This is a genomic window from Rhodoferax sp. XS2R6 (assembly GCF_056521365.1).
In genome coordinates, this window is the sequence record NZ_JBWMAY010000003.1 from 1 (window position 1) to 23,435 (window position 23,435).

Genomic DNA, 23,435 nt, shown 5'->3' on the forward strand with positions numbered 1-23,435 from the left:
CGCTGGGTTGGTTGACTCCTTTGGAGGTTTACGGCCAGTGGCTGGCCAAGCTTGAGCACTCTCCTGACGTCATCCAATAAACTCCAACTGTGTTGCACTTGGATTTGAGTCCGCCCCCCGTGGAATATGCGCAAACAGCTCCTGATTTAATAGCAAATCAGGAAACGATATAGGCAGCCGATGCCGTGGAGAGCAACTTGCCGTCGGCGCCCAGAAACTCCATGCGGGTGGACGCCACGCGCGAGCCCAGGCGCATGACTTCGGCGTGCAGGTCAAAGTACTCGCCAATGCCGGGGCGCAGGTAGTCCACACGCAGGTCGATGGTACCCAGCTTGGCAAAACGGTGCAGGCGCTGCTCGGGCGCCTCGTCCATATGGCGCGCGCCAATGGCCGCCATCACCGCCAGGCCGCCCATGGCGTCCAGCCCCGCGCTGATAACGCCACCGTGGATGCGGTTGTAGCTGTAGTGCCCGACCAGTTCGTGGCGCATGGCGATGCGTGCCGTCACCTTGGCCGGGGTGATGCCGGTGATCTTGAGACCCAGCACCTGGTTGAAGACAATGCTTTCTTCAAAAATACGGGTCAGGCCGGCGATGAACTCGGGCTCGAACTGCAACGCCGCGTCCGGCGCCACATCAACAGAGGGGGGTTTAGGCATGGGGCATTCTCACAGGCCGAGCTGACGGCTGGCCAACTCTTTCATGATCTCTTCGGCGCCGCCGCCAATCATCATCACCTTCACTTCGCGGTAGATGCGCTCGCAGGCCGTGCCGCGCATAAAGCCCATGCCACCCAGAATCTGCACGCCTTGGTCGGCGCAGAACTGCATGGTCTGTGTGGCGTGGTTTTTCAGCAGGCAGACCTGCGCCACCCACTCGGCCCCCTTGGCCGATTTGTCGCCGCGGTCACCCGCATCTGCACGGGCCGACACGGCGTTGAGCCAGGCGCGGGTCGACTCAATGCGCATCTTCATGTCCATCAGTTTGTGGCGAATCACCTGGTGGTCGATGAGCGCGGCTCCAAAGGTCTTGCGCTGCTGCGCCCAGCCCAGCGCCTCGTCGTAACAACACTCGGCAAACCCCAGCGCCATGGCGGCCATGGAGAGGCGCTCACCGTTGAAGTTGGTCAGGATGATCTTGAAGCCCGCCCCCTCCTCGCCCACCAGATTGGCAGCCGGCACGCGCACACCGTCAAAGCGCAGGTGCGCCGTGTCCGAGCAGAGCCAGCCCATTTTTTTGAGCGGGCTGCGCGACAGGCCCACCGCATCGCCCGGCACCATAAGCATGGAGATGCCCATGGGCCCTTTGTTCTGCAGGTCGGTGCGCACCGCCACCGTGATCCAGTCGGCACGCATGCCGGAAGTGATGAAGACTTTTTCGCCGTCCACCACGTAGGTGTCACCCTCCAGGCGCGCCGTGGTTTTGAGGGCCGATACATCGGTGCCACCGCCGGGCTCGGTAATGGCCAGGGCGGCAATTTTTTTACCGGCTAACACATCGGGAACCACGCGCTGCTGCAGCGCGGGCGACCCATGGCGCAGCACCGGCGGCAGGCCAATGTTGTGGCTGAACAGGCTGGCCATAAGGCCGCCACTGCCACCCGTGCGGGCCAGTGCAACCGTCATGGCATTGCGCAGCGCCCAGGGTGCGGGCGTGCCACCAAAAGCCTCGGGGTAGCCCAGGCCCAGCCAGCCCAAGTCTGCCGCGCGTTGGTACAGCGCGCGCGGAAATTCGCCCGCCTCTTCCCAGTCGTTCAGGTGTGGGGCCACCTCGGTGCGGATGAAGCGGCGCGCGGCGTCTTCCACCGCCGCAATGTCTTCGGGCCCCACATCCAGGGCCGTGTCCAGCACCGCGCTCATGGGGCAAACACCTTGGGCAGCTTGGCGCGGTGAAAGCCGTTGAAGGGTTTGATGCCATCCCGCGCCTGGGCCTTCTCATCGGCCACACGCATGGGATAACCCAAACGGGCCTGCGGGCGCGCACCGTCGATACGCAGCGTGCTGCCGCTGATGAAGGACGCGGCAGGGCTGAGCAAAAACACAATGCCGGCCGCTGTTTCGGCCTCGGTGCCAAAGCGGCCCACGGGCACGGTCTTGGCCATCTCACGCACCATGGGTGCCATCTCGGCCGGGTAATGGTCCATGCCGCTGGAGGCGATGTAGCCCGGGGCCACCGCGTTCACACGCACACCGCGGTTAGCCCACTCCACGGCCGCGGTTTCGGTAAAACTCACCATGCCGGCCCGCGCCGCACCGCTGTGGCCCATGCCGGGCATGGAGCCCCACATGTCGGCCACGATATTGACGATGGCGCCGCCGTGTTTGGCCATGGTCTGGGTATAACACTCGCGCGACATCAAAAAGCCGCCGGTCAGGTTGGAGTGAACAACCGCCTCCCAACCTTTGGCAGTGATGGCCTCCAGCGGCGTCATGTACTGGCCGCCCGCGTTGTTCACCAGCCCATCAATGCGGCCATGCTGGGCCAGGATGTCGGCCACGGTTTGTTTCACCGTTTCCTCTTGGCGGATGTCGCAGCTGTGGATGCTGGCGCTGCCACCGTCTTCCGCAATCTCGGCCTGCACAGCCTGCAACTTCTCCAGCTTGCGGCCCACCAGCGCGAGCGTTGCACCCAGCGCCGACAGCTCATGCGCCACACAGCGCCCGATGCCGGAGCCCCCACCAGTGACGACCACCACCTTGCCCGCAAACAAGCCAGGCGCAAAAACCGAAGCGTAAGACATCAGGACTCCTTCAAAAACAGGGACACGGCAGCATTGCCAAGCTCTTCAATCGATGCGCCCTTGCGCGCATCGAACCATTGCACCGACCAGTTGAGCGCACCCAGCATCAGCAGGCGCGCCAGGCCCACTGGGGCCTTGAGCTGGCCGCTGGCGTGCAGCGCGGTCAGCACCGGCATCCACAGGGCTTCGTAGTCGGCAATCAGCTTGGCCAACACCTTGCGTTGGCGCACATTGAGCGAGCGCCATTCGTACAGCATCACGGGCACAAAGTCGTTGCCCGGGCCCAGCAGCACCGCAAAGTGCGCGTGCACCAACGCGCGCAGCTGCTGTGCCGGCGGCAGCGCCGCATAGCCCGGCACGCCAAATGCGGCCTGCTGGTTGGCCAGCGCGGTGTGCATGCCCTGCTCCATGACGGCGAACAGCAACGCGTCTTTGCTTTTGAAGTGGTAGAACGGCGAGCCACTTTGCATGCCGGCGGCGGCGGCGATGTCACGCGTGGTGGTGGCCGCAAAGCCCTTGCGGCGGAACAGCTGGGCCGCGGCGCTCAACAGTTCGTGGCGGCGATTGCCATCGTCGCGTTCGTCCACGGTTTTGCGCGGGCGGCCGCGGGGGCGTTTGGGGGCGTCGGCGGACGGGCTGGTATCGGGTTCGGGCAGGAGGGTCAGGCTGTCGGGAAGCGTCATGCCCGCACCTTACCAAAGCCTTTTATTTTTAGCAAGCGATTGCTTGGTAAAAATAAAGAGGTGCCCCAATGGCTATTGGGGGCGGGCCGGCAGGGTACGGGTCGCGCCGACGGGCATGACAAAAAACTGCGCGTCGGGCAGCTGCCGAGCCCGCTTGGCATCGGCCAGGTCTTGCGGCGGTTGGTCCAGCGGTTCGTCGGTCAACTGGAAGGTGCCCCAGTGCATGCCCACGCTGTGTTTGGCGCCCAGGTCCAGGTGGGCCTGCACGGCCTCCTCGGGGTTCATGTGCTGTTCGCGCATGAACCAGCGCGGTGCGTACGCCCCCACGGGCAACAGAGCAATGTCAAAGCCGCCGCCCAGGGCCTCGGTCTGGCGTGTGGCCAGGCGCAGGCGGGTGTCCAGAAAGTCTTTGCTGTAGCCAGCGTCGCCGCCAAAGTACCAGTGCAGATCCCGCGCCAGCACAGCCCAGCCGCCCCACAGCGTGGTGCTGCGGTCGGCCACCCCGCGGGCCGACCAGTGCTGCACCGGCGTGAGCACAAAGTCGACCCCACGCACCGTGTGTTGCTGCCACCAGTCCAGCTCCACCACCTGGGTAATGCCAATGGCCGTGAACCAGGGCTTTTGCCCCAGCGGCACCAAAAACAAGGTGCTGCCCCCCGCCGCCAGGGCCTGCTGGTGCAGGGCAACCACGCTGCTGCGGTCCAGGTGGTCGTAGTGGTTGTGGGAAATCAGCACCACGTCGATGGGTGGCAAGTCCTGCAAGGCCACGCCGGGCGGCACCACCCGTTTGGGGCCAAACAGCTGCACCGGCGAGGCGCGTTCGCTGAAGATGGGGTCGGTCAGCACATTCAGGCCCCCGGCCTGCACCAGCAGGCTGGCATGCCCCACCCAGGTGATGGCCGGTGGTGACGCAGACTGGCCCGCCGTGCTGTCGGGCGCCGTGCGCTGGTAGCCCTGGATGTGCGGCAGATCGGGGGCGACCTGGGGTGTGGGGGTCTGGGCGGGTTTGGGCAGCCCTTCGCGCCAAGACTCCCACTGCCAGCGCAGCAACTCGGTCAAGGGTTTGTTGACCGCGCCCACGTAATTGTTGCGAAAGCCGTCTGGCGCGTGGTGCGGCTTGCTGGGGTCGTAGTAGGGGTTGGCGGTGACCAGCGTGGCAGCGCATAGCGCTACAAAAATAATAGCTGCTTGCGCAATACCTACGATGGCTATAGGCCTATTTGACATAAATTCCGCGCTTCAGGCCACTCAGACCTTGCTGAAGTCTGGCTTGCGTTTCTCCATGAAGGCGGTAAACGCTTCCTTGGCAGCGGGTTGGCCCAGCATGGTGCCAAAACTCACGGCTTCTTCGTCAATACGCGCCAGCACCTGCTCCATCTGCCCCTTCTTGAGCAACCGTTTGGTTTCGATCAGCGAGGCCAGTGGCTTGGCGGCCAGCTTGTGCGCTTGCAGCTGGGCAATGCCATTGGCTTCCAGCGGTGGCACCACACGGTTGGCCAGGCCCACTTCGAGCGCGGCCTCGGCCATGAAGGGCTCGCCCAGCAGCAGCGCTTCGGCCGCGCGGTGGTAGCCCAGCATCTGCGGCACCAGCAGGCTGGACGCCGCTTCGGGGCACAGGCCCAGGTTCACAAAGGGCATGGAAAACGCGGCGTTGTCGCCCGCATAGACCAGGTCGCAGTGGAACAACATGGTGGTGCCAATGCCCACGGCCGGGCCACACACGGCCGCCACGATGGGCTTGGGGAAGGACGCGATGGCGCGCAGAAAGCGGAACACCGGCGCGTCCTGCGTCTTGGGGGCATTGCTCAAAAAGTCGCCAATGTCATTGCCCGCGCTGAACACGGTGGCATCGCCCTGGAATACCACCACGCGCACGGTCGCATCGGCCGCGGCGGCTTCCAGCGCATCGGCGCAGGTGGCGTACATGGCCTGGGTGAAGGAGTTTTTCTTTTCCACCCGGTTCAGGGTGATGGTGGTCACGCCTGCGTCGGCGTGGATCAGGATGTCTGGCATGGTCTGTCTCTCAAGAAAAAGGAGTGCTCCGATTGGATCACTGTTTGTAATAGACGATCTGGTGGGTGGTCACCAGCAGCACACCGGCTTCGTTCCAGAGCTGGCTGCTCTGGTCAAAGAAGCCGTTGCGAAAGGCCTGTGCCTGCGCCTGGCCCAGCAGGTAGCCGGTGCCCGTGGCGGCCAGTTGCTCTGCACTGGCATGGAAGTACACCGTGAGCGACACGGTGCCCACCGGCACATGGGTGGCACGGCGGATGAACACACGCGGAAAAAAGATGTCCGAGATGGAGGCCAGCGAGGCGAAGTCCAGCGGACGCGGCGGGTTGTCGCGCACCCAGATCTGTGACAGGCTGCTATGGCCCGAACCGTCCCACACGGAGGGAATGTTGCCGGTGATGGCACGCTGCTCGTAACGCTGCACAAAGGCCATGGGTGCAGTGGCGCTGGGCAGGGGCACGTCCTGCGGTGGCGGGCACAGGGGCATGGGCTCTTCGTCCACACCCCAGGTTTCACGTCGCACGGCGGTCACGGCCGTAGCGGTGATAACGGTCTGGCCGTCCTGCAGCATCTCGATGGCCCAGTGCTGGGTGGAGCGGTTGGTGCGCGCAGGCCGGGCCTGCAGCGTGAAGGCGCCATCGGCCACGGCGGCACAGAAGTTAACCGTGAGCGAGACCGGTTCGCCCAGGCGGTCCGGGTGCTGCAATACGGCGTTAAGCACCTGCGCCGTGGTGATACCGCCGAAAGGCCCCACCATATTGGCGTAGGCCGTGCTGGTCTGGCCCAGCCAGCTGCCATCGGGCTGCGACTGCAGGGAAATGGCTTCATCAAAAACGTGTGTACTCATTCAACTCATCTCCAGGTGCCGCGGAGCATACCGCCCCATGCAAAAGGCCACCCGAGGGTGGCCTTGGTCTGGCGCTATTTACACGCGCTCAAAAATGCCGGCAGCCCCTTGCCCGGTACCTACGCACATGGTCACCATGCCGTACTTCAGGTTGTTGCGGCGCAACGCGTGGATGACGGTCGCCGCACGGATGGCACCGGTGGCGCCCAGTGGGTGGCCCAGCGCAATGGCGCCGCCCATGGGGTTGACCTTCGAGGGGTCCAGGCCCAGGGTGTTGATGACTGCCAGCGACTGGGCGGCAAAGGCTTCATTCAGCTCAAACCAGTCGATATCGCTGTGCTGCAGACCCGCGTAGCGCAGCGCTGCGGGGATGGCTTCGATAGGGCCGATGCCCATGATTTCGGGAGGCACGCCGCGTGCGGCAAAGCTCACAAAGCGAGCCAGGGGTGTCAGGCCAAACTGCTTGACCGCCTTTTCGCTCGCCAGAATCAGCGCACCGGCGCCATCGCTGGTTTGCGAGCTGTTGCCGGCGGTGACACTGCCACGGGCCGCGAACACGGGCTTGAGCTTGGCCAGGCCTTCGAGCGAGGTGTCGGGGCGGGGGCCTTCGTCCAGGCTCACGGTGCGGGTGCGGGTCGACACTTCACCGGTCACCAGGTTCGGCGTGCGTTCGATCACGTCGATGGGCGTGATTTCGTTGGCAAACTCACCGGCCTGCTGGGCCTTGATGGCACGCAGGTGGGATTCCAGCGCAAAGGCGTCCTGCATCTCGCGGCTCACCTTCCACTGCTGAGCCACCTTTTCAGCGGTCAGGCCCATGCCGTAGGCAATGCCGACGTTTTCGTCACGCGCAAACACTTCGGGGTTGAAGGAGGGCTTGCCACCGCCCATGGGCACCATGCTCATGGACTCGGCACCGCCGGCGATCAACACATCGGCCTCGCCCACACGGATGCGGTCGGCGGCCATCTGGATGGCGGAGATGCCGGAGGCGCAGAAGCGGTTGACGGTGATGCCGCCCACCGGGTGGTCAAAGGCCAGGCCCACGGCCACGCGGGCCATGTTCATGCCCTGCTCGCCTTCGGGGAAGGAGCAGCCAATGATGGCGTCTTCAATCGCCTTGGGGTCCAGCGTGGGAACCTGCAGCATGGCGCTGCGCAAGGCGGCCACCAGCAGCTCGTCAGGACGGGTGTTGCGGAAAAAACCGCGGCCGGAGCGCCCGATGGGGGTGCGCGTGGCGGCAACAATGTAAGCGTCTTGGACTTGTTTCATAAAAAACTCCTATCAATTGGGGACAGCGCTTGCGACTACGCCGCTGCGGTCTGTCCCGCCATGTTTTTCGGCTTGGGGGTGGGGATCCACGCCCAGATAAATTCACACTGGATGGGCTGTTCGCCCGACTCGTCACTGACCAACACCGGCACGCTGACCTCACCTTTGTCGCTTTGCTGCATCAACAGGCGTTGCGCGTCGGACAGCGTGGCCACGGCGCGCAGGGCACCCTGGGCACGGCGTTTGAAGTCAATGTGCATGGTCTTGGCCAGCGGCAGGCAGTCGTCGCGCACGTTCATGCCCACCACCATGCCGGTGGCCGTTTCGGCCAGCAGCGCCATGGCCGCGGCGTGCACGCCCTGGATGTGGTTTTGCACGCGGCGCACATTGGCCACGGCAATCTCCACCCGCTCCGGCGCCATGTGCGCAAAGTCCAGACCGGCCGTGCCCGTGAAAGGCACGGCGCGGCCCATGACCTTGTTGCGCAGCCAGGGGCGCAGTGCGGCGGGCACGCGGTCCAGCTTGGCGACCGAACGGGCAAGGCGGTTGGGCTGGGCCATCTCAGTTACGCACCGGTTTGCCGGTGGACATCATGCCCATGATGCGTTCTTGCGTCTTGGGGTGGGTCAGCAGACCGCAGAAGGCCTTGCGTTCCATCGCCATCAGGTATTCCTCGGTCACCAGGGTGCCCGCGTCGACCTGACCACCACACACCACTTCGGCGATCAGCAGGCCGATGTGGAAGTCGTGCGCGCTGATGAAACCACCGTCACGCATATTGACCAACTGGGCCCGGATGGTGGCAATACCACTGCGACCGGCCACGGGGAAACTGCGCTTGTGCGGCGCGCGGTAGCCACTGGCGTACATGGCCTTGGCTTCATTGATGGCCACGAACAGCAGCTCGTCCTTGTGCGGCACCACGATGTCGCTGTCCAGCAGGTAACCCAGCTTGCGGCTTTCCAGCGCGCTGGTGCCGACCTTGGCCATGGCCGCGGCGGTGAAACCTTCGGTCAGGAAGGGCAACACGTCCTTGGAGGTGCTGAGGGCCATGTTCTCGGCGGCACGGCGGGCGATGTAGGTCAGGCCGCCGGCGCCAGGCACCAGTCCCACACCCACTTCGACCAGACCGATGTAACTTTCCATCGCGGCCACGCGTTTGCTGGAATACACGGCCAGCTCGCAACCACCGCCCAGCGCCAGGCCACGGATGGCCGAGACCACGGGCACGTTGGAGTAGCGCAGCTTGAGCATGGCGTTTTGCAGCTCGGCCTCGGCGCCTTCAATCGCTTTGGCGCCACCAATCATGAAGGCGGGCATCATGCCTTGCAGGTCGGCACCGGCAGAGAACATCTCGTCGGGCGACCAGACCACCAGGCCTTGGTAGTCCTTCTCGGCCAACTCTTGCGCTTGCAGCAGGCCTTCGATCACACCGCCACCGATGGCGTGCATCTTGGTCTTGATGCTGGCGATCAGCACTTCGTCATCCAGCGTCCACAGGCGGATGGACTCGTCTTCGAACACGGTCTTGCCGGCGGCCTCAGCCTTGGGCGCGTTGGCACCCAGCACGCTCTCGGGGAAGTGTTGGCGTTCGTACACGGGCAACTGGCGCACTGGCGCAAAGGTGCCGGTGGTGGGGTTCCACGAACCGGCAGACGTGTGCACACCACCGGCGTCGGCCACGGGGCCTTTGAACACCCAGTCAGGCAGCGGTGCCTTGCACAGCGCCTTGCCGGCGTCGATGTCTTCTTGCACCATCTTGGCGACTTCGAGCCAGCCGGCTTCTTGCCAGAGTTCGAACGGGCCCTGCTTCATGCCAAAACCCCAGCGCATGCAGAAGTCCACATCACGTGCGTTGTCGGCAATAGACGCCAAATGCACAGCGGCGTAGTGGAAGCTGTTGCGCAGAATGGCCCAGAGGAACTGGCCTTGCTTGCCCTCGGCATTGCGCAGGAGTTTCAGGCGCTCCGCAGCTGGCTTTTTGAGCATGCGGCCGTATACCTCGTCGGCCTTTTCGCCGCCGGCCACGTATTCCTTGCTATCGCCATCAAAGCGCAGCACGTCGCGGCCGACCTTCTTGAAGAAACCAGCCTTCGTTTTCTGACCGAGGTTGCCCATCTCCAGCAGCGTCTTGAGCACCGCAGGGGTGGCAAAACTTTCGTAGAAGGGGTCGGTCTCGATGCTGAGCGTGTCCTGCAGCGTCTTGATCACGTGGGCCATGGTGTCCAAGCCCACCACGTCGGCAGTGCGGAAGGTGCCGCTGGACGCCCGGCCCAGCTTCTTGCCGGTCAGGTCGTCCACCACGTCGTAGGTCAGACCAAAGTTTTCCACTTCTTTCATGGTGGCCAACATTCCGGCAATGCCGACGCGGTTGGCGATGAAGTTGGGGGAGTCTTTGGCACGCACCACGCCCTTGCCCAGGTTGCTGGTGACAAAACCTTCCAGCGCGTCCAGGTAGGAGGCTTGGGTGGTGGGGGTGTTGATCAGCTCCACCAGCGCCATGTAGCGGGGTGGGTTGAAGAAGTGGATGCCGCAGAAGCGCGGCTTGATTTCCTCGGGCAGGGCTTCACTCAGCTTGGTGATCGACAGGCCCGAGGTGTTGGATGCCACGATGGTGTTGGCGCCAATGAAGGGGGCTATCTTTTTGTAGAGGTCCAGCTTCCAGTCCATGCGCTCGGCGATAGCCTCGATGATGAGGTCGCAGTCACGCAGTTGCTCCAGATGCTCTTCGTAGTTGGCCTGGCCAATCAGCGCTGCGTCATCCACCACACCCAGGGGGGCCGGCTTGAGCTTCTTGAGGTTCTCAATGGCTTTGGTGACGATGCCGTTTTTGGGGCCTTCTTTGGCGGGCAGGTCAAACAGCACCACCGGCACTTTGACGTTGACGAGGTGGGCCGCAATTTGCGCACCCATCACGCCTGCGCCGAGCACGGCGACTTTTTTCACTTGGAAGCGGGACATAAAAATTCCTGAAAGAGGTTACTGGACGCGAATCCAGGTTTGGGTGCGGTAGAAGAAGCCGATGTAACCGCGCATCTCGATCTTCTTGCCCCCTTCGATGGGGGTCATGGTCATCTTGTAAACCTTGCCACTGGAGGGTTCGACAATCGTGCCGCCCTCCCAGATGTCCTTGCCCTCGGTTTTCTTCAAACCGCGGATAAGTTCCAGACCGATGATGGGCTGGTCTTTGCGGTCGTCCTTGCACTCGTCGCACTTGTCATCGGGCTTGGCCTTGGGGTTCAGGTCGCGTTCGATCTTGCCCGAGACCACGCCACCGTTGTCCACGATCCGGATCTCGGACTTGGCCGAACCGTCCTTGTCATCAATCGTTTTCCACAAACCTACGGGCGTCATTTGCGCCATGGCTGTCAATGCACTCAAACCCAGGGTTGCCACCAAAGTATTGCGAATCATCGTTGTCTCCTCTTTTTTAATAACGGGATTGCGGAATGCGGCGGGGCTCAGGCCAGCGCGGCGTCGGTGTCCATCAAAACCTTGGAGCCGGTGCGGGCAGTGCGCATCAGCGTTGCGGTCTCGGGGAACAGCTTGGAGAAGTAGAAGCGTGCGGTTTGCAGCTTGGCCACGTAGAAGGGGTCGGTGTTGCCAGCCGCGATTTCACGCAGCGCGACTTGCGCCATACGGGCGAAGAAGTAACCAAACACCAGGTGGCCGGCCACGCGCAGGTAGTCCACGGCAGCAGCGCCCACTTCGTCGGGGTTCTGGAAACCCTTGAAGCCGATCTCGGTGGTGAACTTGGTCATCTGCTCACCCAGGATGGCGATGGGGGTGATGAACTCGGCCATCTTTTCATTGACGCCCTCTTCTGCCACCAATGCGCCCACCAGCTTGCCGAACTTCTTCAGCGTGGCGCCGTTGTTGCCCAGGATCTTGCGGCCCAGCAGGTCCAGCGACTGGATGGTGTTGGTGCCTTCGTAGATCATGTTGATGCGGTTGTCGCGCACAAACTGCTCCATGCCCCATTCCTTGATAAAGCCGTGGCCGCCAAACACTTGCATGCAGGCGTTGGTGGCGATGTGGCCGTTGTCGGTCAGGAAGGCTTTGGCGATGGGGGTGAGCATAGCCAGCAGTTCGCCGGAGTCTTTGCGCACTTTTTCATCGGCGTGGCCGTGTTCTTTTTCCAGCAGCATCGCGCAGTAGGCCTGCAGCATGCGGCCACCTTCGGCGTAGGCCTTGGCGGTCAGCAGCATCTTGCGCACATCGGGGTGCACGATGATGGGGTCGGCCGGTTTGTCCTTGGCCTTGGTGCCGGTCAGGCTGCGCATCTGGATGCGGTCCTTGGCGTAAGCCAATGCATTCTGGAAGGCCACTTCGGTCAGACCCAGGGACTGGTTGCCCACGCCCAGACGGGCGGAGTTCATCATCACAAACATGCCTTGCATGCCCTTGTTGGGCTGGCCGATCATGGTGCCGATGGCGTCCTCCATGACGATCTGGGCGGTCGCGTTGGACTTGATGCCCATCTTGTGCTCCAGACCACCGCAGTAGATGCCGTTGCGCTCGCCCAAGGAGCCGTCCTTGTTCACATGGAACTTGGGCACCACAAACAGGCTCACGCCTTTGATGCCGGGAGGCGCATCGGGCAGACGGGCCAACACCAAATGGATGATGTTGTCGGCCATGTCGTGTTCACCAGCGCTGATGAAGATCTTGTTGCCGGTGATCTTGTAGGTGCCGTCGGCCTGGGGCTCGGCCTTGGTGCGCATCAGGCCCAGGTCGGTGCCGCAATGGGGTTCGGTCAGGCACATGGTGCCGGTCCACTCGCCACTGGTCATTTTGTGCAGGTAGGTCTGCTGTTGCTCAGGCGTGCCGTAGGTGTGCAGCGCGTGGTAGGCACCGTGCGTCAAGCCGGGGTACATGGTCCAGGCCTGGTTGGCGCTGTTGAGCATTTCGTAGAACATGCCGTTGACCACCAGGGGCAGGCCCTGGCCGCCGAACTCGGGGTCGCAACCCAGGGCAGCCCAGCCACCATCGATGTACGTTTTGTAGGCTTCCTTGAAACCCTTGGGTGTGGTCACCGCGTGGGTCTTGGTGTCCAGCGTGCAGCCTTCGGCGTCGCCCGAAATGTTCAGCGGAAAAATCACTTCGGAGGCGAACTTGCCACCCTCTTCAAGTACCGCGTTGATGGTGTCTGCGTCGATGTCGGCGTGCTGGGGAATTTGCTTCAGCTCATCCACGACTTTGAGCACTTCGTGCATCACAAACTGCATGTCGCGCAGTGGGGGGGTATACGTTGGCATGGTGCGTCTCCTTGGGGTAACTGAAAGAAATCAGGGGTTAAGCGGACTTGGCGCCGTAGCGCACGAGGATGTTGGCGAAGCCTTGGTTGGCGCGCGCAATGGAACCGGGGTTTTTCAGGAAGCGGGCTTCGTAGTGCAGGGCCAGGATCAGGCCGTGGATTTCAAACGCCATTTGTTGTTCGTCCGCATTGGCATGCAGGTGGCCACACTGCTTGGCCAGCACCACAGCGCGGTACAGCGCGCTGAGCCAGGTTTGCACCGAGGTGGCCAGCGCGTCGCGCACGGGGCCGGGCCGGTCGTCAAACTCGACCGCGCCGCTGATAAAGATGCAGCCGGACTGGATTTCCACGGCCACGCGCTTCATCCAGTTGCCGAACAATGCCTCCACGCGCGGCAGCCCGCGGTCGGCATGCAGGGCGGGGTAAAACACCTCTTGCTCGAAGCGGCCAAAGTATTCGCGGATAACCGAAATCTGGAGTTCTTCACGCGAGCCAAAGTGGGCAAAAACGCCAGACTTGCTCATTTGCGTGACTTCGGCCAGCACACCAATGCTCAGGCCTTCCAGACCAATCTGGGTGGCCAGGCCCAAGGCGGCCTCGACGATGGCGGCCTTGGTTTGCTGTCCTTTTTGCATGGCGCGCTTGGAGGGCGCGCGCTTGACCGGCGCATCTGGCGCGGGCTGGGGCAGGCTGGAAACCGAAGCAAGGGACATGGATAAAAGCACCACAAAATAGAACGATCGTGCTATTTTGCAGCATTTCCACCAACCGCCCCCATAACCCTGCTGTTCTAGAGGGTTACTCCTAAGCAATCTACGGGTTTACCCCAGCATGACCTGCAGCGCGGGCTCCAGATGTTCGGAGGGCAGGCGCTTGAAACCCGAGCGTGCAAAACGCTGCAGGCGGCCCGCGACAAAGGCGGTCACGGTGGTGGCGCGCACCTGCGCATCTACGGTGGGGGTGGCTGAGGCCTGGGCCACAGCGCTGTCGCGCAGGCACTGCTTGAGCGCGGCTTCCACCTTGTCAAACAGCTGGTTCATGCGCTGCTGCAGGCGTTCGTTTTCCAGCACCAGGGCGTCGCCCACCATGACGCGGGCCATGCCGGGGTTCTTTTCGGCAAACTGGACCAGCATGGTGGCAATCCGCGCAGCCTGGCGCTCGCCATGGCCAGCGCCCGAGACGGGCTCCCGCTCCACGATCTGGTTGATCAGGCTGAACACGCTTTCTTCAATGAAATCGATCAGGCCCTCGAACATCTGGGCCTTGCTGGCAAAGTGGCGGTACAGCGCGGCCTCACTCACCTCCAACCGTGCGGCCAGGGCCGCGGTGGTGATGCGCTCACCACCGGGCTGCTCCAGCATGCTGGCCAGGGTTTGCAGAATTTGCACCCGCCGCTCGCCAGGCTTGGGACGCTTGCGCCCGGAGGTGGCGGGCGCGGAATCGGCCGGTTCGGCAAGCGGGGCGTTGGCGTCGGGCATGGTGGATTCTGCGTTGGGTTCGGATGATTCTCGCACAGGGTTTTGGGCGCCTAGAGTGGAAAATTCAGCCACACCCGCAGGCCACGCCCCCCCGCCCCGCTGGCCAACTGCAAGTGGCTGCGGTGCACGCGGGCAATTTCATCGGCAATCGCCAGGCCCAGGCCATTGCCCTCAATGGCGGTACCCGGCACCCGGTAAAACCGCTCCAGCACCCGGCGCTGCTCATGCGGGGCGATGCCGGGGCCGTCGTCTTCCACCTCCAGAAACGGCGTGGGGGCGGCGTCAGCTGCGGCCGGGCGCTGGCCGCAGCGCAGGGTGACACGCCCGCCCGCGGGGGTGTATTTGAGGGCGTTGTCAGCCAGGTTAACCAGCAGCTCGCGCAGCAGCCACTCCTGCCCACTGATATGGGCGTGCGCGGCGTCCAGGCCGAAGTCGATGTCTTTGCGCATGGCGGCTTCCAGCAGAGACTCCAACACGGCCTCACACAATTGCTGCAGATCCACCCGCTGCAGCGGTTGGGCCTGGGCGCTGCGGGCGTCGGCACGTGATAGGGCCAGCAACTGGTTCGCCAACTGGGAGGTGCGCCGCGTGGCATGCCGCAGACGCAGCACCTGATCCGCTCCTAAAGTAATAGCTGCCTGCGCAGCATCCACGGGCGCCAATGGCATATTGGCATGATTTTTGGTGCCCGTAACGGCTTGGGCCCAGGCCTCCACCTGGGCCTGCAGGCCCGCCAACGGGGTGCGCAGCTGGTGGGCTGCATCGGCCACAAAACGGGCCTGGCTTTCGGCCTGGGCGTTGACCATGCCGAACAGGCGGTTGAGCGAGAGCACCAGGGGCCGCACTTCGTCGGGCGAGGCATCGGGGTCCAGCGCCGAGAGGTCGCGCGGGGAGCGGCGCTCCACGGCATCGCGCAACTCCAGCAAGGGGCGCAAGGCCGTGCGCACCGCCCAGTTCACCGCAAAAAAACCACCAATGGCCAGCACCAGGTTGGGCAGCAGCACCTTGAGGGCCAGCAGGGCCAACCATTGTTGGCGGGGGTCGGAGCCATCGGCCAGGCGCACCACCAGCTCACCGGCCACTGTTTTAACGCGCTGGCTGACGATGCGGTAGGTGATGCCCTGGTGTTCTTCGCTGGAAAACTCCGCCTCTTTGGTGGTGGGGGGCAGTCCGGTCAACCAGTCATTGCCGACCAGCACCTTGCCCTCCAAACTGACTACCGCAAAGGCCGCCAAGTCGGGGCGGATGCTGAGGAATTCGTCCACCGGCGGAGCCACCAGCAACACCGGCGGAGTTTCGGCATTGCTGCCGCCAGCGATGACCGAGTCTGCCAACAAAGGCGCCAGGTTCAGCAGTTGGCGGTCTTGGGCCAGCGCAGCGCTGTCGGCGCTGCGAAAGTCGAACCAGGTATTCAGCATGGCCAGCAGTAACAAGGGCAGCAACAGCAAGAGCAGCAGGCGCCGCTGCAAGCCGGAAGACATGCCGCTGGTCATGGCAGGCTCAGGGGGCCAAGAGTTCCAAGCGGTAGCCAAAGCCGCGGATGGAGCGCAGCGCAATGCCATGTGGCTCCAGTTTGCCGCGCAGGCGGGAGATGTAGACCTCCACCGCGTTGGGCGTGATTTCCTTGTCCCAGCCCGTCAGGGCCTGCAGCAACTTGTCTTTGTTGGCGGGTTTGGGGGATTGCAGCAGCAAGTACTCCATCACCGTCCATTCCCGCGGGCCCAGTTCAATCGGCTGGGCGCTACCGCCGGGGGGGCGTATGCAAGCAAGCCGCTGGGCGGTATCCAGCTCCAGCGGACCAAAACTCAGCGTGGCCGAGGTAGCGGCCTGCGAGCGGCGCAACAGCGCGCGCAGCCGGGCCAGCAGTTCGGGCAGCTCGAAGGGTTTGACCATGTAGTCGTCAGCCCCCATGTCCAGGCCCTGCACCCGGTCTTGCAGGGCATCGCGCGCCGTGAGAATCAGCACGGGCATGGTGTGCCCATTTTTTCGCAACACCTGGGTAAGCGCCAAGCCATCCATCAGCGGCAGGCCGATGTCGACCACGGCCACGTCAAACGACTCCGACTGGGTCACCTCCAGCGCACGTTCGGCACTGCCCACCCAGTCCACCGCATACCCGGCGTCCGACAGGCCCAGTTTGATGCCGCTGGCCACCATCACATCGTCTTCCACCAGCAACAGTCTCATAGTGTTTTTGGCCTCTGAAGCTTATGGAGTATGCGCAAGCAGCTACTAATTCAATAGCAAATTAATGCGAGCGAATCATGGTACCGAAGGCCTGGTCGGTCAGGATTTCGAGCAGCAGCACGTGCGGCACGCGGCCGTCAATGATGTGCACCGAGTTCACACCGCTCTTGGCTGCATCCAGCGCGCCGGCAATCTTGGGCAACATGCCGCCGCTGATGGTGCCGTCCACAAACAGCTCGTCGATGCGCTTGGCGGTGAGGTCGGTCATCAACTGACCGGCCTTGTCGAGCACACCGCTGATGTTGGTGAGCATCATGAGTTTCTCGGCCTGCAGCACGGTGGCCAGCTTGGCAGCGACCACATCGGCATTGATGTTGTAACTCTCGTTGTGTTCGCCAAAGCCGATGGGGCTGATGACGGGAATGAAAGCATCGTCCTGCAGCGCTTTGACCACGCTGGGGTCCACGCTGACGATGTCGCCCACATGGCCCACGTCGTGCTCTTTGCTCGGGTCGTTGTTGTCCAGCATCTTGAGTTTGCGCGCGCGGATCATGGCGCCGTCACGCCCGGTCAGGCCCACGGCCTTGCCGCCGGCCTGGTTGATCAGGCCCACGATGTCCTGCTGCACCTCGCCGCCCAGCACCCACTCCACCACGTCCATGGTGGGGCCGTCGGTCACCCGCATGCCCTGGATGAACTGGCCCTGCATACCCAAACGCTTGAGCGCGCTCTCGATCTGCGGGCCACCGCCATGTACAACCACCGGGTTGATACCCACCAGCTTCAGCAGTACCACGTCTTCGGCAAAGGCTTTTTGCAGCGCCGGGTCGGTCATGGCGTTGCCGCCGTACTTGATGACCATGGTCTTGCCGTGGAACTTGCGGATATAGGGCAAGGCCTGGGCCAGGATCTGGGCTTTGTCAAAAGGGGCGATAGGGGCGGCGACGCTGGAGTCAGACATGGTCAAAGTCCGTAGTGGGTTCGGGGGATGAAGCGCAAATTGTGCCGCATTGCCAGAGCCGTATGCTTGCGGCATCCCTACGGCATGCTGCAGCTAGGCGGGCTGGTAGCCCTGCACATGCTGGACCATGAAGGCCTTGATGGCCCCCGCGTCATTGGCGTTGGCCGCTTGCAGCAGCACCTGCAGCTCCCGCTGCAGCACCGCCCAGGGCATGAACGGCTCGTGGGCTTTCATGATGCGCGGGTGGTCCGTGGGCTGCGGGTTGTCACCGATCAGCAGCTCTTCGTACAATTTTTCGCCCACGCGCAGGCCGGTCACCGCAATCTCGATATCCCCCGTAGGGTGCGCCGCATCTCGCACCGACAGGCCCGAGAGCTGGACCATGCGTCGCGCCAGGTCCATGATCTTGACGGGTTGGCCCATGTCCAACACAAACACGTCACCGCCCTGCCCCATAGCCCCGGCCTGCAACACCAACTGTGCGGCCTCAGGAATGGTCATGAAATAACGCGTAACTTCTTCGTGCGTGACTGTGAGCGGGCCGCCAGCCGCGAGCTGCTTGCGAAACAGGGGGACTACGCTGCCGCTGGAGCCCAACACGTTACCAAAACGGACCATGGAAAAACAGGTGCCCGCGTGTTCTTGCGCCAAGGCCTGCAAGACCAGTTCGGCCACCCGCTTGGTGGCACCCATCACATTGGTGGGGCGCACGGCCTTGTCGGTGCTGATCAATACGAAGCGCCGCGCACCACTGGCGGCAGCAGCTTGTGCCATATTCAGCGTTCCGAACACGTTATTGCGCACGCCTTCGCCTGGGTTGTCTTCCACCATGGGCACGTGTTTGTAGGCGGCAGCATGGTAGACGGTGGCGGGGCGGTAGGTATTGCAGATTGCTGCCAATCGCTCAGGATTGGAGACGCTGCCAAGTAAAGGCACCAGCTCCACGGACAACTGCTGAGCCTTACACACCGCCTCCAGCTCCTGGTGGATGGCGTAGAGACCGAATTCGTTGTGCTCCAGAAGCAGCAGCTGCCGAGGACGTTGTTGCACGATCTGGCGCGTCAACTCCCCGCCAATGCTGCCGCCAGCACCACTGACCAACACCACCTGGCCGGCCAGGTCTTGGGCCAGCAGTTCCGCATTGGGCGAAACAGGCTCGCGGCCCAACAAATCCTCCACATCCAGCTCATGAATATCCTGCACCGTCACCTTGCCACTGGCCAGATCGGCCATGCTAGGCAAGGTACGTACGTGTACGGGCAAGCCCTGCAAAGACTCGATAATCTGATTGCGCCGTTCGCGGGTGGCGTTGGGCATCGCGAGCAGAATGTCGGTGATTTCTTCATCGCGCACCAGTCGCAATAGCTTGTCTGCAGCGTACACGGCGACGCCATTGATGCTGCGACCATCCTTGCTGGCATCGTCGTCCACAAAGCCCACTAGGCTGTAGTGCCGAGCTAACCCCAAGGCGGCAGCGGTTTGCGCACCCGCAGAACCGGCACCAAAGATCAGCAGGCGTCCACCATGCTCTGGCGACTGTGTGACCAAACCGGCCAGCCAGAAGCGCGCGAAGGCGCGACTGGCGCCGACCAGCAACAAGAACACAATGGGCTGCAGCAAGCCCAAGCTACGCGGCACTCCAAGCCATTGTGTCCACAAGAGTACAGCTGTTAATAGCAAGGCATACAAAGCTACCGCCTTACCTGTGGTCACCAATGCGGCTTGTCCGGTGTAGCGGAAAATTGCCCGGTACAAGCCGAGGCGCACAAAGATCGGGATAGCCAACAAAGGCGCCACCCCATACACCCACCATTGCTGGCCGACGGGGTAATAGGTATTGTCCAGGCGCAGGGCGTATGCCACCCAAGTGGCTACCACAGCCAGAACAATGTCCAGCGCTATGACTGCCAAGCGCTTGGCCATGCGGGGCCAAGCAAGAACTTGGCGGCTATTGAGCATTAACGGCGAAAGATTCCTTGGTTTGCCCCTGCACGATTAGGGTGGCCAACCACTTGGGCGTCAGGCCACGGCCCGACCAAGTTTCACCATTGGGGCCGCGGTATTTGGCTGCCACAACTACACCGGCCCTCTTGCTCACTTTGGTTGGCTTAATAGGAACATCGGCCTTCTTGCCACGTGCGCCTTTGGCGGCCTTGGCCGGTTTGGCACCTTGCAAATCTTTCACAGTGATACCAAAGGCCCGCATTTTGGCCAAGATGTCCTGCACCGTGTTATTAAATTCCTTAGCCTTGATTTCGTTGGCCTGCTTTTGCAGTTTTTCGATTTGGCTTTGAATATCGATCAGATCGGACATAAGTACCTCATAAATCAGAAGTGAGTCATTATGCAGAAGCATCAGACAACACTGTACGCAATACCGCACATGTCTTACTAATTTCTGCATCTGTCAAAGTGGGGTGGATCAAAAACATCAAACTGTTTTCACCCAAATCTTTCGCCACGCGCAAATGCTCCTGTGGCCGCCACGGGATTCCATCAAACGCGCGCTCCCGATATACCTCCGAACATGACCCTTGGTAAGCCGGAACACCACGCGCATTAACTTCTGCAATTATTCTGTCGCGGCTCCAATCGTTTTTCAAACGAGCGGGGACCGCATAGACATAACATTTGTACCACGCATGCTCCTGATCTTCAGGAATTACCGGGACCCGCACACAATCAAACGAACGGCAGATTGAAAGTATTGTTTCCGCGTGCTCGGCACGCCGTACATTCCAAGCCTTTAATTGCCTGAGTTGGATGCGCCCAATAACTGCTTGTATTTCCAACATGCGCCAGTTGGTTCCAAAGCTCTCATGTAACCAACGAAATCCTGGTGCATGTTGACGCTCATAGACCGCCGCATAACTTTTCCCGTGGTCCTTGTACGCCCACATGGAACGCCAAAGCGCCTCGTCGTTGACGGTAACCATGCCGCCCTCGCCACCAGTGGTCATAATTTTGTCTTGGCAAAAACTCCAGGCCCCTATATGACCGATGCTCCCGACACTTCGCCCTTTGTATTGGGCTCCATGTGCTTGGGCACAATCTTCAATGACCTTGAAGCCGCGCTCAGCCGCCAATGCCATGATGGGATCCATGTCACACGGCCAACCAGCCAAATGCACACAAATTACCGCCTTGGTACGTGATGTCAGCACCGCTTTGATCGTGGCGGCAGACAAATTCCCACTATCGGGATCCACATCTGCAAATACCGGGATTGCGCCTGCATTCACCACGCAAGAGACACTGGCAATAAAGGTGCGGGGAGTAACAACCACCTCATCACCTGGCCCAATATTCAACCCTTTCAGCGCCAAGTCCAACGCCAAGGTTCCATTCGCCAGACCAATGGCGTAGCGAGTTCCACACCACGCCGCAAATTCTTTTTCAAACTCCCGACACTCAGACCCGGTCCAATAGTTCACTTTGTTGGAACGCATAACACCCGCTACGGCGTCAATTTCCTCGTCAGTGAATTTAGGCCAAGGTGAAAATTCCGTATTCAACATAAATTAAATCTAAGAGGTTACCAGGCCAAATCAACGCAAATTACGCGCAGGATTTCCAGCAACAACCACACAATCCTCTACATCACGAACAAGCACCGCACCAGCGCCAATGATTGCTTGGTTTCCAATAACGACGCCCTGCTTGATCGCAACCCCAACACCCACCATGGTGCAATGCCCCACGTGGACATTTCCCGAAAGATGTGCGCCCGGGCAGATATGAACACCATCTGCCAAATTACAGTCGTGGTCTACCGTCGCACCGGTATTGATGATCACCGCCTGTCCAATCTGCGAATCGATATTGACCACGGCGCCGGCCATCACAACAGACCCGCCCCCCAAACTGGCGTGGCGACTGACAGTGGCCCCCGGATGTATGACGGTAACCAGTGGCGCTCCTGCCGCCCGAAGTTCCAAGTGCTTGCTCAACCGCACAACGCAATCTCCAATGGAAACTACCACACCCTGGAACTCGTGGAGGCGCGCCACCAATGCAACGCCATTCCCAACAACAGGCCAAGGGCCATTCTGCGAACGCGCTGGCCAAGCGTCATCAAAAAAAACTACCTCACCCCAACCTTCCGCCAGAGCGACATCCGCAACCACCTTGCCATGGCCACTGGCCCCCAAGAGCGCGAGCCGCTTCATGGCTTATTCCCCGTAAAACGGGGCATCGTCGCCTCGCCTTGAGCATTGATACCTTCGCGCACCATGACTTTACGCACTGTCAGCCAAAGTATCTTTAGATCAAGCCAGAGAGACCTATGGTCGACATACCAGACGTCCAGTCGAAATCGCGCCTCCCAACTCACTGCATTACGACCATTGATCTGGGCCCACCCAGTAATACCCGGACGCACCTCGTGGCGACGCGCCTGATCGGTCGAATAGAGCGGCAAATACTCCATCAACAAAGGACGCGGGCCGACCAGACTCATTTCGCCGCGCAGCACGTTCCACAATTCGGGTAACTCATCGAGGCTGCTGGCGCGCAAAAAACGGCCAAATGTGGTCAAGCGCAGGACATCAGGCAGCAATTCGCCGTCCGCGCCGCACTCGTCCGTCATGGTGCGAAACTTCACCATCTTGAATGGGCGCCCCCGCAGCCCCGGGCGAACCTGACGAAAAAGAATAGGGCTGCCAAGCTTGCAACGCACCACACCGGCCAACAACAGCAAAGGCATGACCAGCACGAGCAGCGCCCCCAACGAAACCAGGATGTCGAACAGCCGCTTCATTCCCGCACCTTGGCGCTATCCTGCGCAAACAGGATGCGGAGGTAGCTCTGCGCCAGCGTCTCGTAGCGGCGGTTAGCCAGTATCCATTCGCGACCACGCCGGCCAATGGCGTCGCGCTGCGTGGCATCCATGGCCTCGTAGCGCAGGATCTCACCACGCAATGCGGCGACATCCCCCGCGGGCACATAGCTGCCGCAATCAGCTTCATTGATCATGGAGGGGTAGCCGGTGTAGGAGGCGACCACGGGCTTGCCTGAGAGCATGTAGTCAATCACCTTATTGAGGGACTGACCGTATTTCCAGACTTCGGAAACATGCACAGAGAAGTACAGCAAATCGCAATGCGACAGCACCGACTGCACCATTTGCTTAGGCACACGCGGCGCAAAGCTGAGGTTGGACAGGTGTGCGTACTTTTGCTGGTAGTGCGCACGCAAATCCCCCTCGCCCACTACCAGAAAATGCACCCCGGCGTTGTCCTGCACGGACTCCGCACAATCCAGCAAAGTGTCCAACGCGTTAGTGATGCCAATCGTACCTGCATGTGTCACGATGAACTTGCCCTTGGGAATGTACTTCTCGACATAGTCGACAGGAAGCGCGTCGCCCGCCATCAACGTGGCCTCATCAACCCCCATGGGAATGCAATGGGTGAGCTTGGGCTGCCCCAGCACGGCGGCCACATGCTCACGCAGATTGGGCATGGTGCCCACAATGGCGTCCGCGTAACGGTAGCCCAGCCTCTCGATGAAGCCCAGACCCAGCACCAGCGGGTTCCAGCGGCTGAAGCCGCCCTCTTCGGTGATGGTCAGCGGCCAGATGTCACGAATCTCCAGCACCAGGCGGCACCGGTAGCGCCAGCGCAGAAGAAAACCATTAAGAATGGTGAGCAGCGACAGGCTGGAGACGATGACCACATCGGGCACCGGCAGCTTGTCTTTGGGCAGGCGCCACAGTCGCCACTCGAAATCCAGCCAGCTCACGATGCGGCGCAGTGATTTGGCAACCCCGTACTTCATGGTACGCACCCAGCACAGCTGTAGACCATCGACCTCTTGGAACAGGTAGGGCGCCTCCAGCACCGGCACTTCAGCAAGCTGGTTGGAGTCCGAAGTGATGATGACACTGCGGTAGCCCATCCGGGCCAACTCGCGCATGATGAGATAGCCGCGCCCACCCGCGCTGACCTTGGCCGGCGGGGCCACGTATTTGGAAACGTACCAGATACAGGGTTTCAAAAGG

The 23,435-nt window shown here is 61.8% G+C and carries 23 protein-coding genes; all 23 read right to left on the bottom strand.

Going from position 1 to position 23,435, the window contains the following annotated elements; all coding sequences use genetic code 11:
- Positions 1-157: 157 nt before the first annotated feature.
- Positions 158-658, bottom strand: a complete 501-nt coding sequence (locus AC097A_RS11525; protein WP_479620951.1) for a thioesterase family protein — start codon at positions 656-658, stop codon at positions 158-160.
- A gap of 9 nt (positions 659-667) precedes the next feature.
- A complete protein-coding gene (locus AC097A_RS11530) occupies positions 668-1,858 on the bottom strand; it encodes an acyl-CoA dehydrogenase family protein (RefSeq protein WP_479620952.1) in 1,191 nt (396 codons plus the stop codon).
- Positions 1,855-2,739 carry an SDR family oxidoreductase gene (locus AC097A_RS11535; protein WP_105262047.1) on the bottom strand — a complete coding sequence of 295 codons (885 nt, stop codon included), beginning with the start codon at positions 2,737-2,739 and terminating at the stop codon, positions 1,855-1,857. Before AC097A_RS11535 ends, AC097A_RS11530 begins: the two co-directional genes overlap by 4 nt.
- Positions 2,739-3,422: a TetR/AcrR family transcriptional regulator gene (locus AC097A_RS11540; RefSeq protein ID WP_479620953.1), complete on the bottom strand. Its 684-nt coding sequence runs from the start codon at positions 3,420-3,422 to the stop codon at positions 2,739-2,741. Before AC097A_RS11540 ends, AC097A_RS11535 begins: the two co-directional genes overlap by 1 nt.
- A gap of 72 nt (positions 3,423-3,494) precedes the next feature.
- The gene (locus tag AC097A_RS11545) at positions 3,495-4,649 is read right to left on the bottom strand and encodes an MBL fold metallo-hydrolase (protein ID WP_479620954.1); all 1,155 of its coding nucleotides are present in this window, start codon (positions 4,647-4,649) and stop codon (positions 3,495-3,497) included.
- Between the two features lie 21 nt (positions 4,650-4,670).
- A complete protein-coding gene (locus AC097A_RS11550; RefSeq protein WP_315479622.1) occupies positions 4,671-5,435 on the bottom strand; it encodes an enoyl-CoA hydratase in 765 nt (254 codons plus the stop codon).
- A 37-nt stretch (positions 5,436-5,472) separates the two neighbouring features.
- Complete coding sequence (locus AC097A_RS11555) at positions 5,473-6,279, bottom strand: acyl-CoA thioesterase (RefSeq protein ID WP_479620955.1); 807 nt, start codon at positions 6,277-6,279, stop codon at positions 5,473-5,475.
- 78 nt (positions 6,280-6,357) lie between these two features.
- A complete protein-coding gene (locus tag AC097A_RS11560; RefSeq protein ID WP_105262042.1) occupies positions 6,358-7,551 on the bottom strand; it encodes an acetyl-CoA C-acyltransferase in 1,194 nt (397 codons plus the stop codon).
- A gap of 35 nt (positions 7,552-7,586) precedes the next feature.
- Positions 7,587-8,111, bottom strand: coding sequence for a DUF4442 domain-containing protein (locus tag AC097A_RS11565; RefSeq protein ID WP_315495520.1), 525 nt, complete (start codon positions 8,109-8,111; stop codon positions 7,587-7,589).
- Position 8,112: 1 nt separating this feature from the next.
- Entirely contained in the window at positions 8,113-10,512 is a 2,400-nt protein-coding gene (locus AC097A_RS11570; protein ID WP_479620956.1) for a 3-hydroxyacyl-CoA dehydrogenase/enoyl-CoA hydratase family protein, read from the bottom strand.
- Between the two features lie 18 nt (positions 10,513-10,530).
- Positions 10,531-10,965 (bottom strand): DUF2147 domain-containing protein, encoded by a 435-nt coding sequence (locus AC097A_RS11575; protein WP_105262039.1) that lies wholly within the window; start codon positions 10,963-10,965, stop codon positions 10,531-10,533.
- Positions 10,966-11,012: 47 nt separating this feature from the next.
- Entirely contained in the window at positions 11,013-12,809 is a 1,797-nt protein-coding gene (locus AC097A_RS11580; RefSeq protein WP_105262038.1) for an acyl-CoA dehydrogenase C-terminal domain-containing protein, read from the bottom strand.
- 37 nt (positions 12,810-12,846) lie between these two features.
- Positions 12,847-13,521, bottom strand: a complete 675-nt coding sequence (locus AC097A_RS11585) for a TetR/AcrR family transcriptional regulator (RefSeq protein ID WP_105262037.1) — start codon at positions 13,519-13,521, stop codon at positions 12,847-12,849.
- 108 nt (positions 13,522-13,629) lie between these two features.
- Positions 13,630-14,286, bottom strand: a complete 657-nt coding sequence (slmA, locus tag AC097A_RS11590) for a nucleoid occlusion factor SlmA (RefSeq protein WP_315495522.1) — start codon at positions 14,284-14,286, stop codon at positions 13,630-13,632.
- 50 nt (positions 14,287-14,336) lie between these two features.
- Positions 14,337-15,767, bottom strand: a complete 1,431-nt coding sequence (locus AC097A_RS11595) for a sensor histidine kinase (RefSeq protein ID WP_479621277.1) — start codon at positions 15,765-15,767, stop codon at positions 14,337-14,339.
- Between the two features lie 19 nt (positions 15,768-15,786).
- A complete protein-coding gene (locus AC097A_RS11600) occupies positions 15,787-16,473 on the bottom strand; it encodes a response regulator (protein ID WP_105262036.1) in 687 nt (228 codons plus the stop codon).
- Positions 16,474-16,534: 61 nt separating this feature from the next.
- On the bottom strand, positions 16,535-17,434 hold the full coding sequence (gene argB / locus AC097A_RS11605; protein WP_479620957.1) for an acetylglutamate kinase: 900 nt from the start codon (positions 17,432-17,434) through the stop codon (positions 16,535-16,537).
- A 93-nt stretch (positions 17,435-17,527) separates the two neighbouring features.
- The gene (locus AC097A_RS11610) at positions 17,528-19,357 is read right to left on the bottom strand and encodes a polysaccharide biosynthesis protein (protein ID WP_479620958.1); all 1,830 of its coding nucleotides are present in this window, start codon (positions 19,355-19,357) and stop codon (positions 17,528-17,530) included.
- Between the two features lie 25 nt (positions 19,358-19,382).
- Positions 19,383-19,748 carry an H-NS histone family protein gene (locus AC097A_RS11615; protein WP_479620959.1) on the bottom strand — a complete coding sequence of 122 codons (366 nt, stop codon included), beginning with the start codon at positions 19,746-19,748 and terminating at the stop codon, positions 19,383-19,385.
- A gap of 28 nt (positions 19,749-19,776) precedes the next feature.
- A complete protein-coding gene (locus AC097A_RS11620; RefSeq protein WP_479620960.1) occupies positions 19,777-20,952 on the bottom strand; it encodes a DegT/DnrJ/EryC1/StrS family aminotransferase in 1,176 nt (391 codons plus the stop codon).
- Positions 20,953-20,982: 30 nt separating this feature from the next.
- Positions 20,983-21,603, bottom strand: a complete 621-nt coding sequence (locus tag AC097A_RS11625) for an acetyltransferase (RefSeq protein WP_479620961.1) — start codon at positions 21,601-21,603, stop codon at positions 20,983-20,985.
- Positions 21,600-22,193, bottom strand: a complete 594-nt coding sequence (locus tag AC097A_RS11630; RefSeq protein WP_479620962.1) for a sugar transferase — start codon at positions 22,191-22,193, stop codon at positions 21,600-21,602. Before AC097A_RS11630 ends, AC097A_RS11625 begins: the two co-directional genes overlap by 4 nt.
- Positions 22,190-23,431 carry a glycosyltransferase family 4 protein gene (locus AC097A_RS11635; protein WP_479620963.1) on the bottom strand — a complete coding sequence of 414 codons (1,242 nt, stop codon included), beginning with the start codon at positions 23,429-23,431 and terminating at the stop codon, positions 22,190-22,192. The genes AC097A_RS11630 and AC097A_RS11635 overlap by 4 nt, the downstream gene beginning before the upstream one ends.
- Positions 23,432-23,435 lie beyond the last annotated feature (4 nt).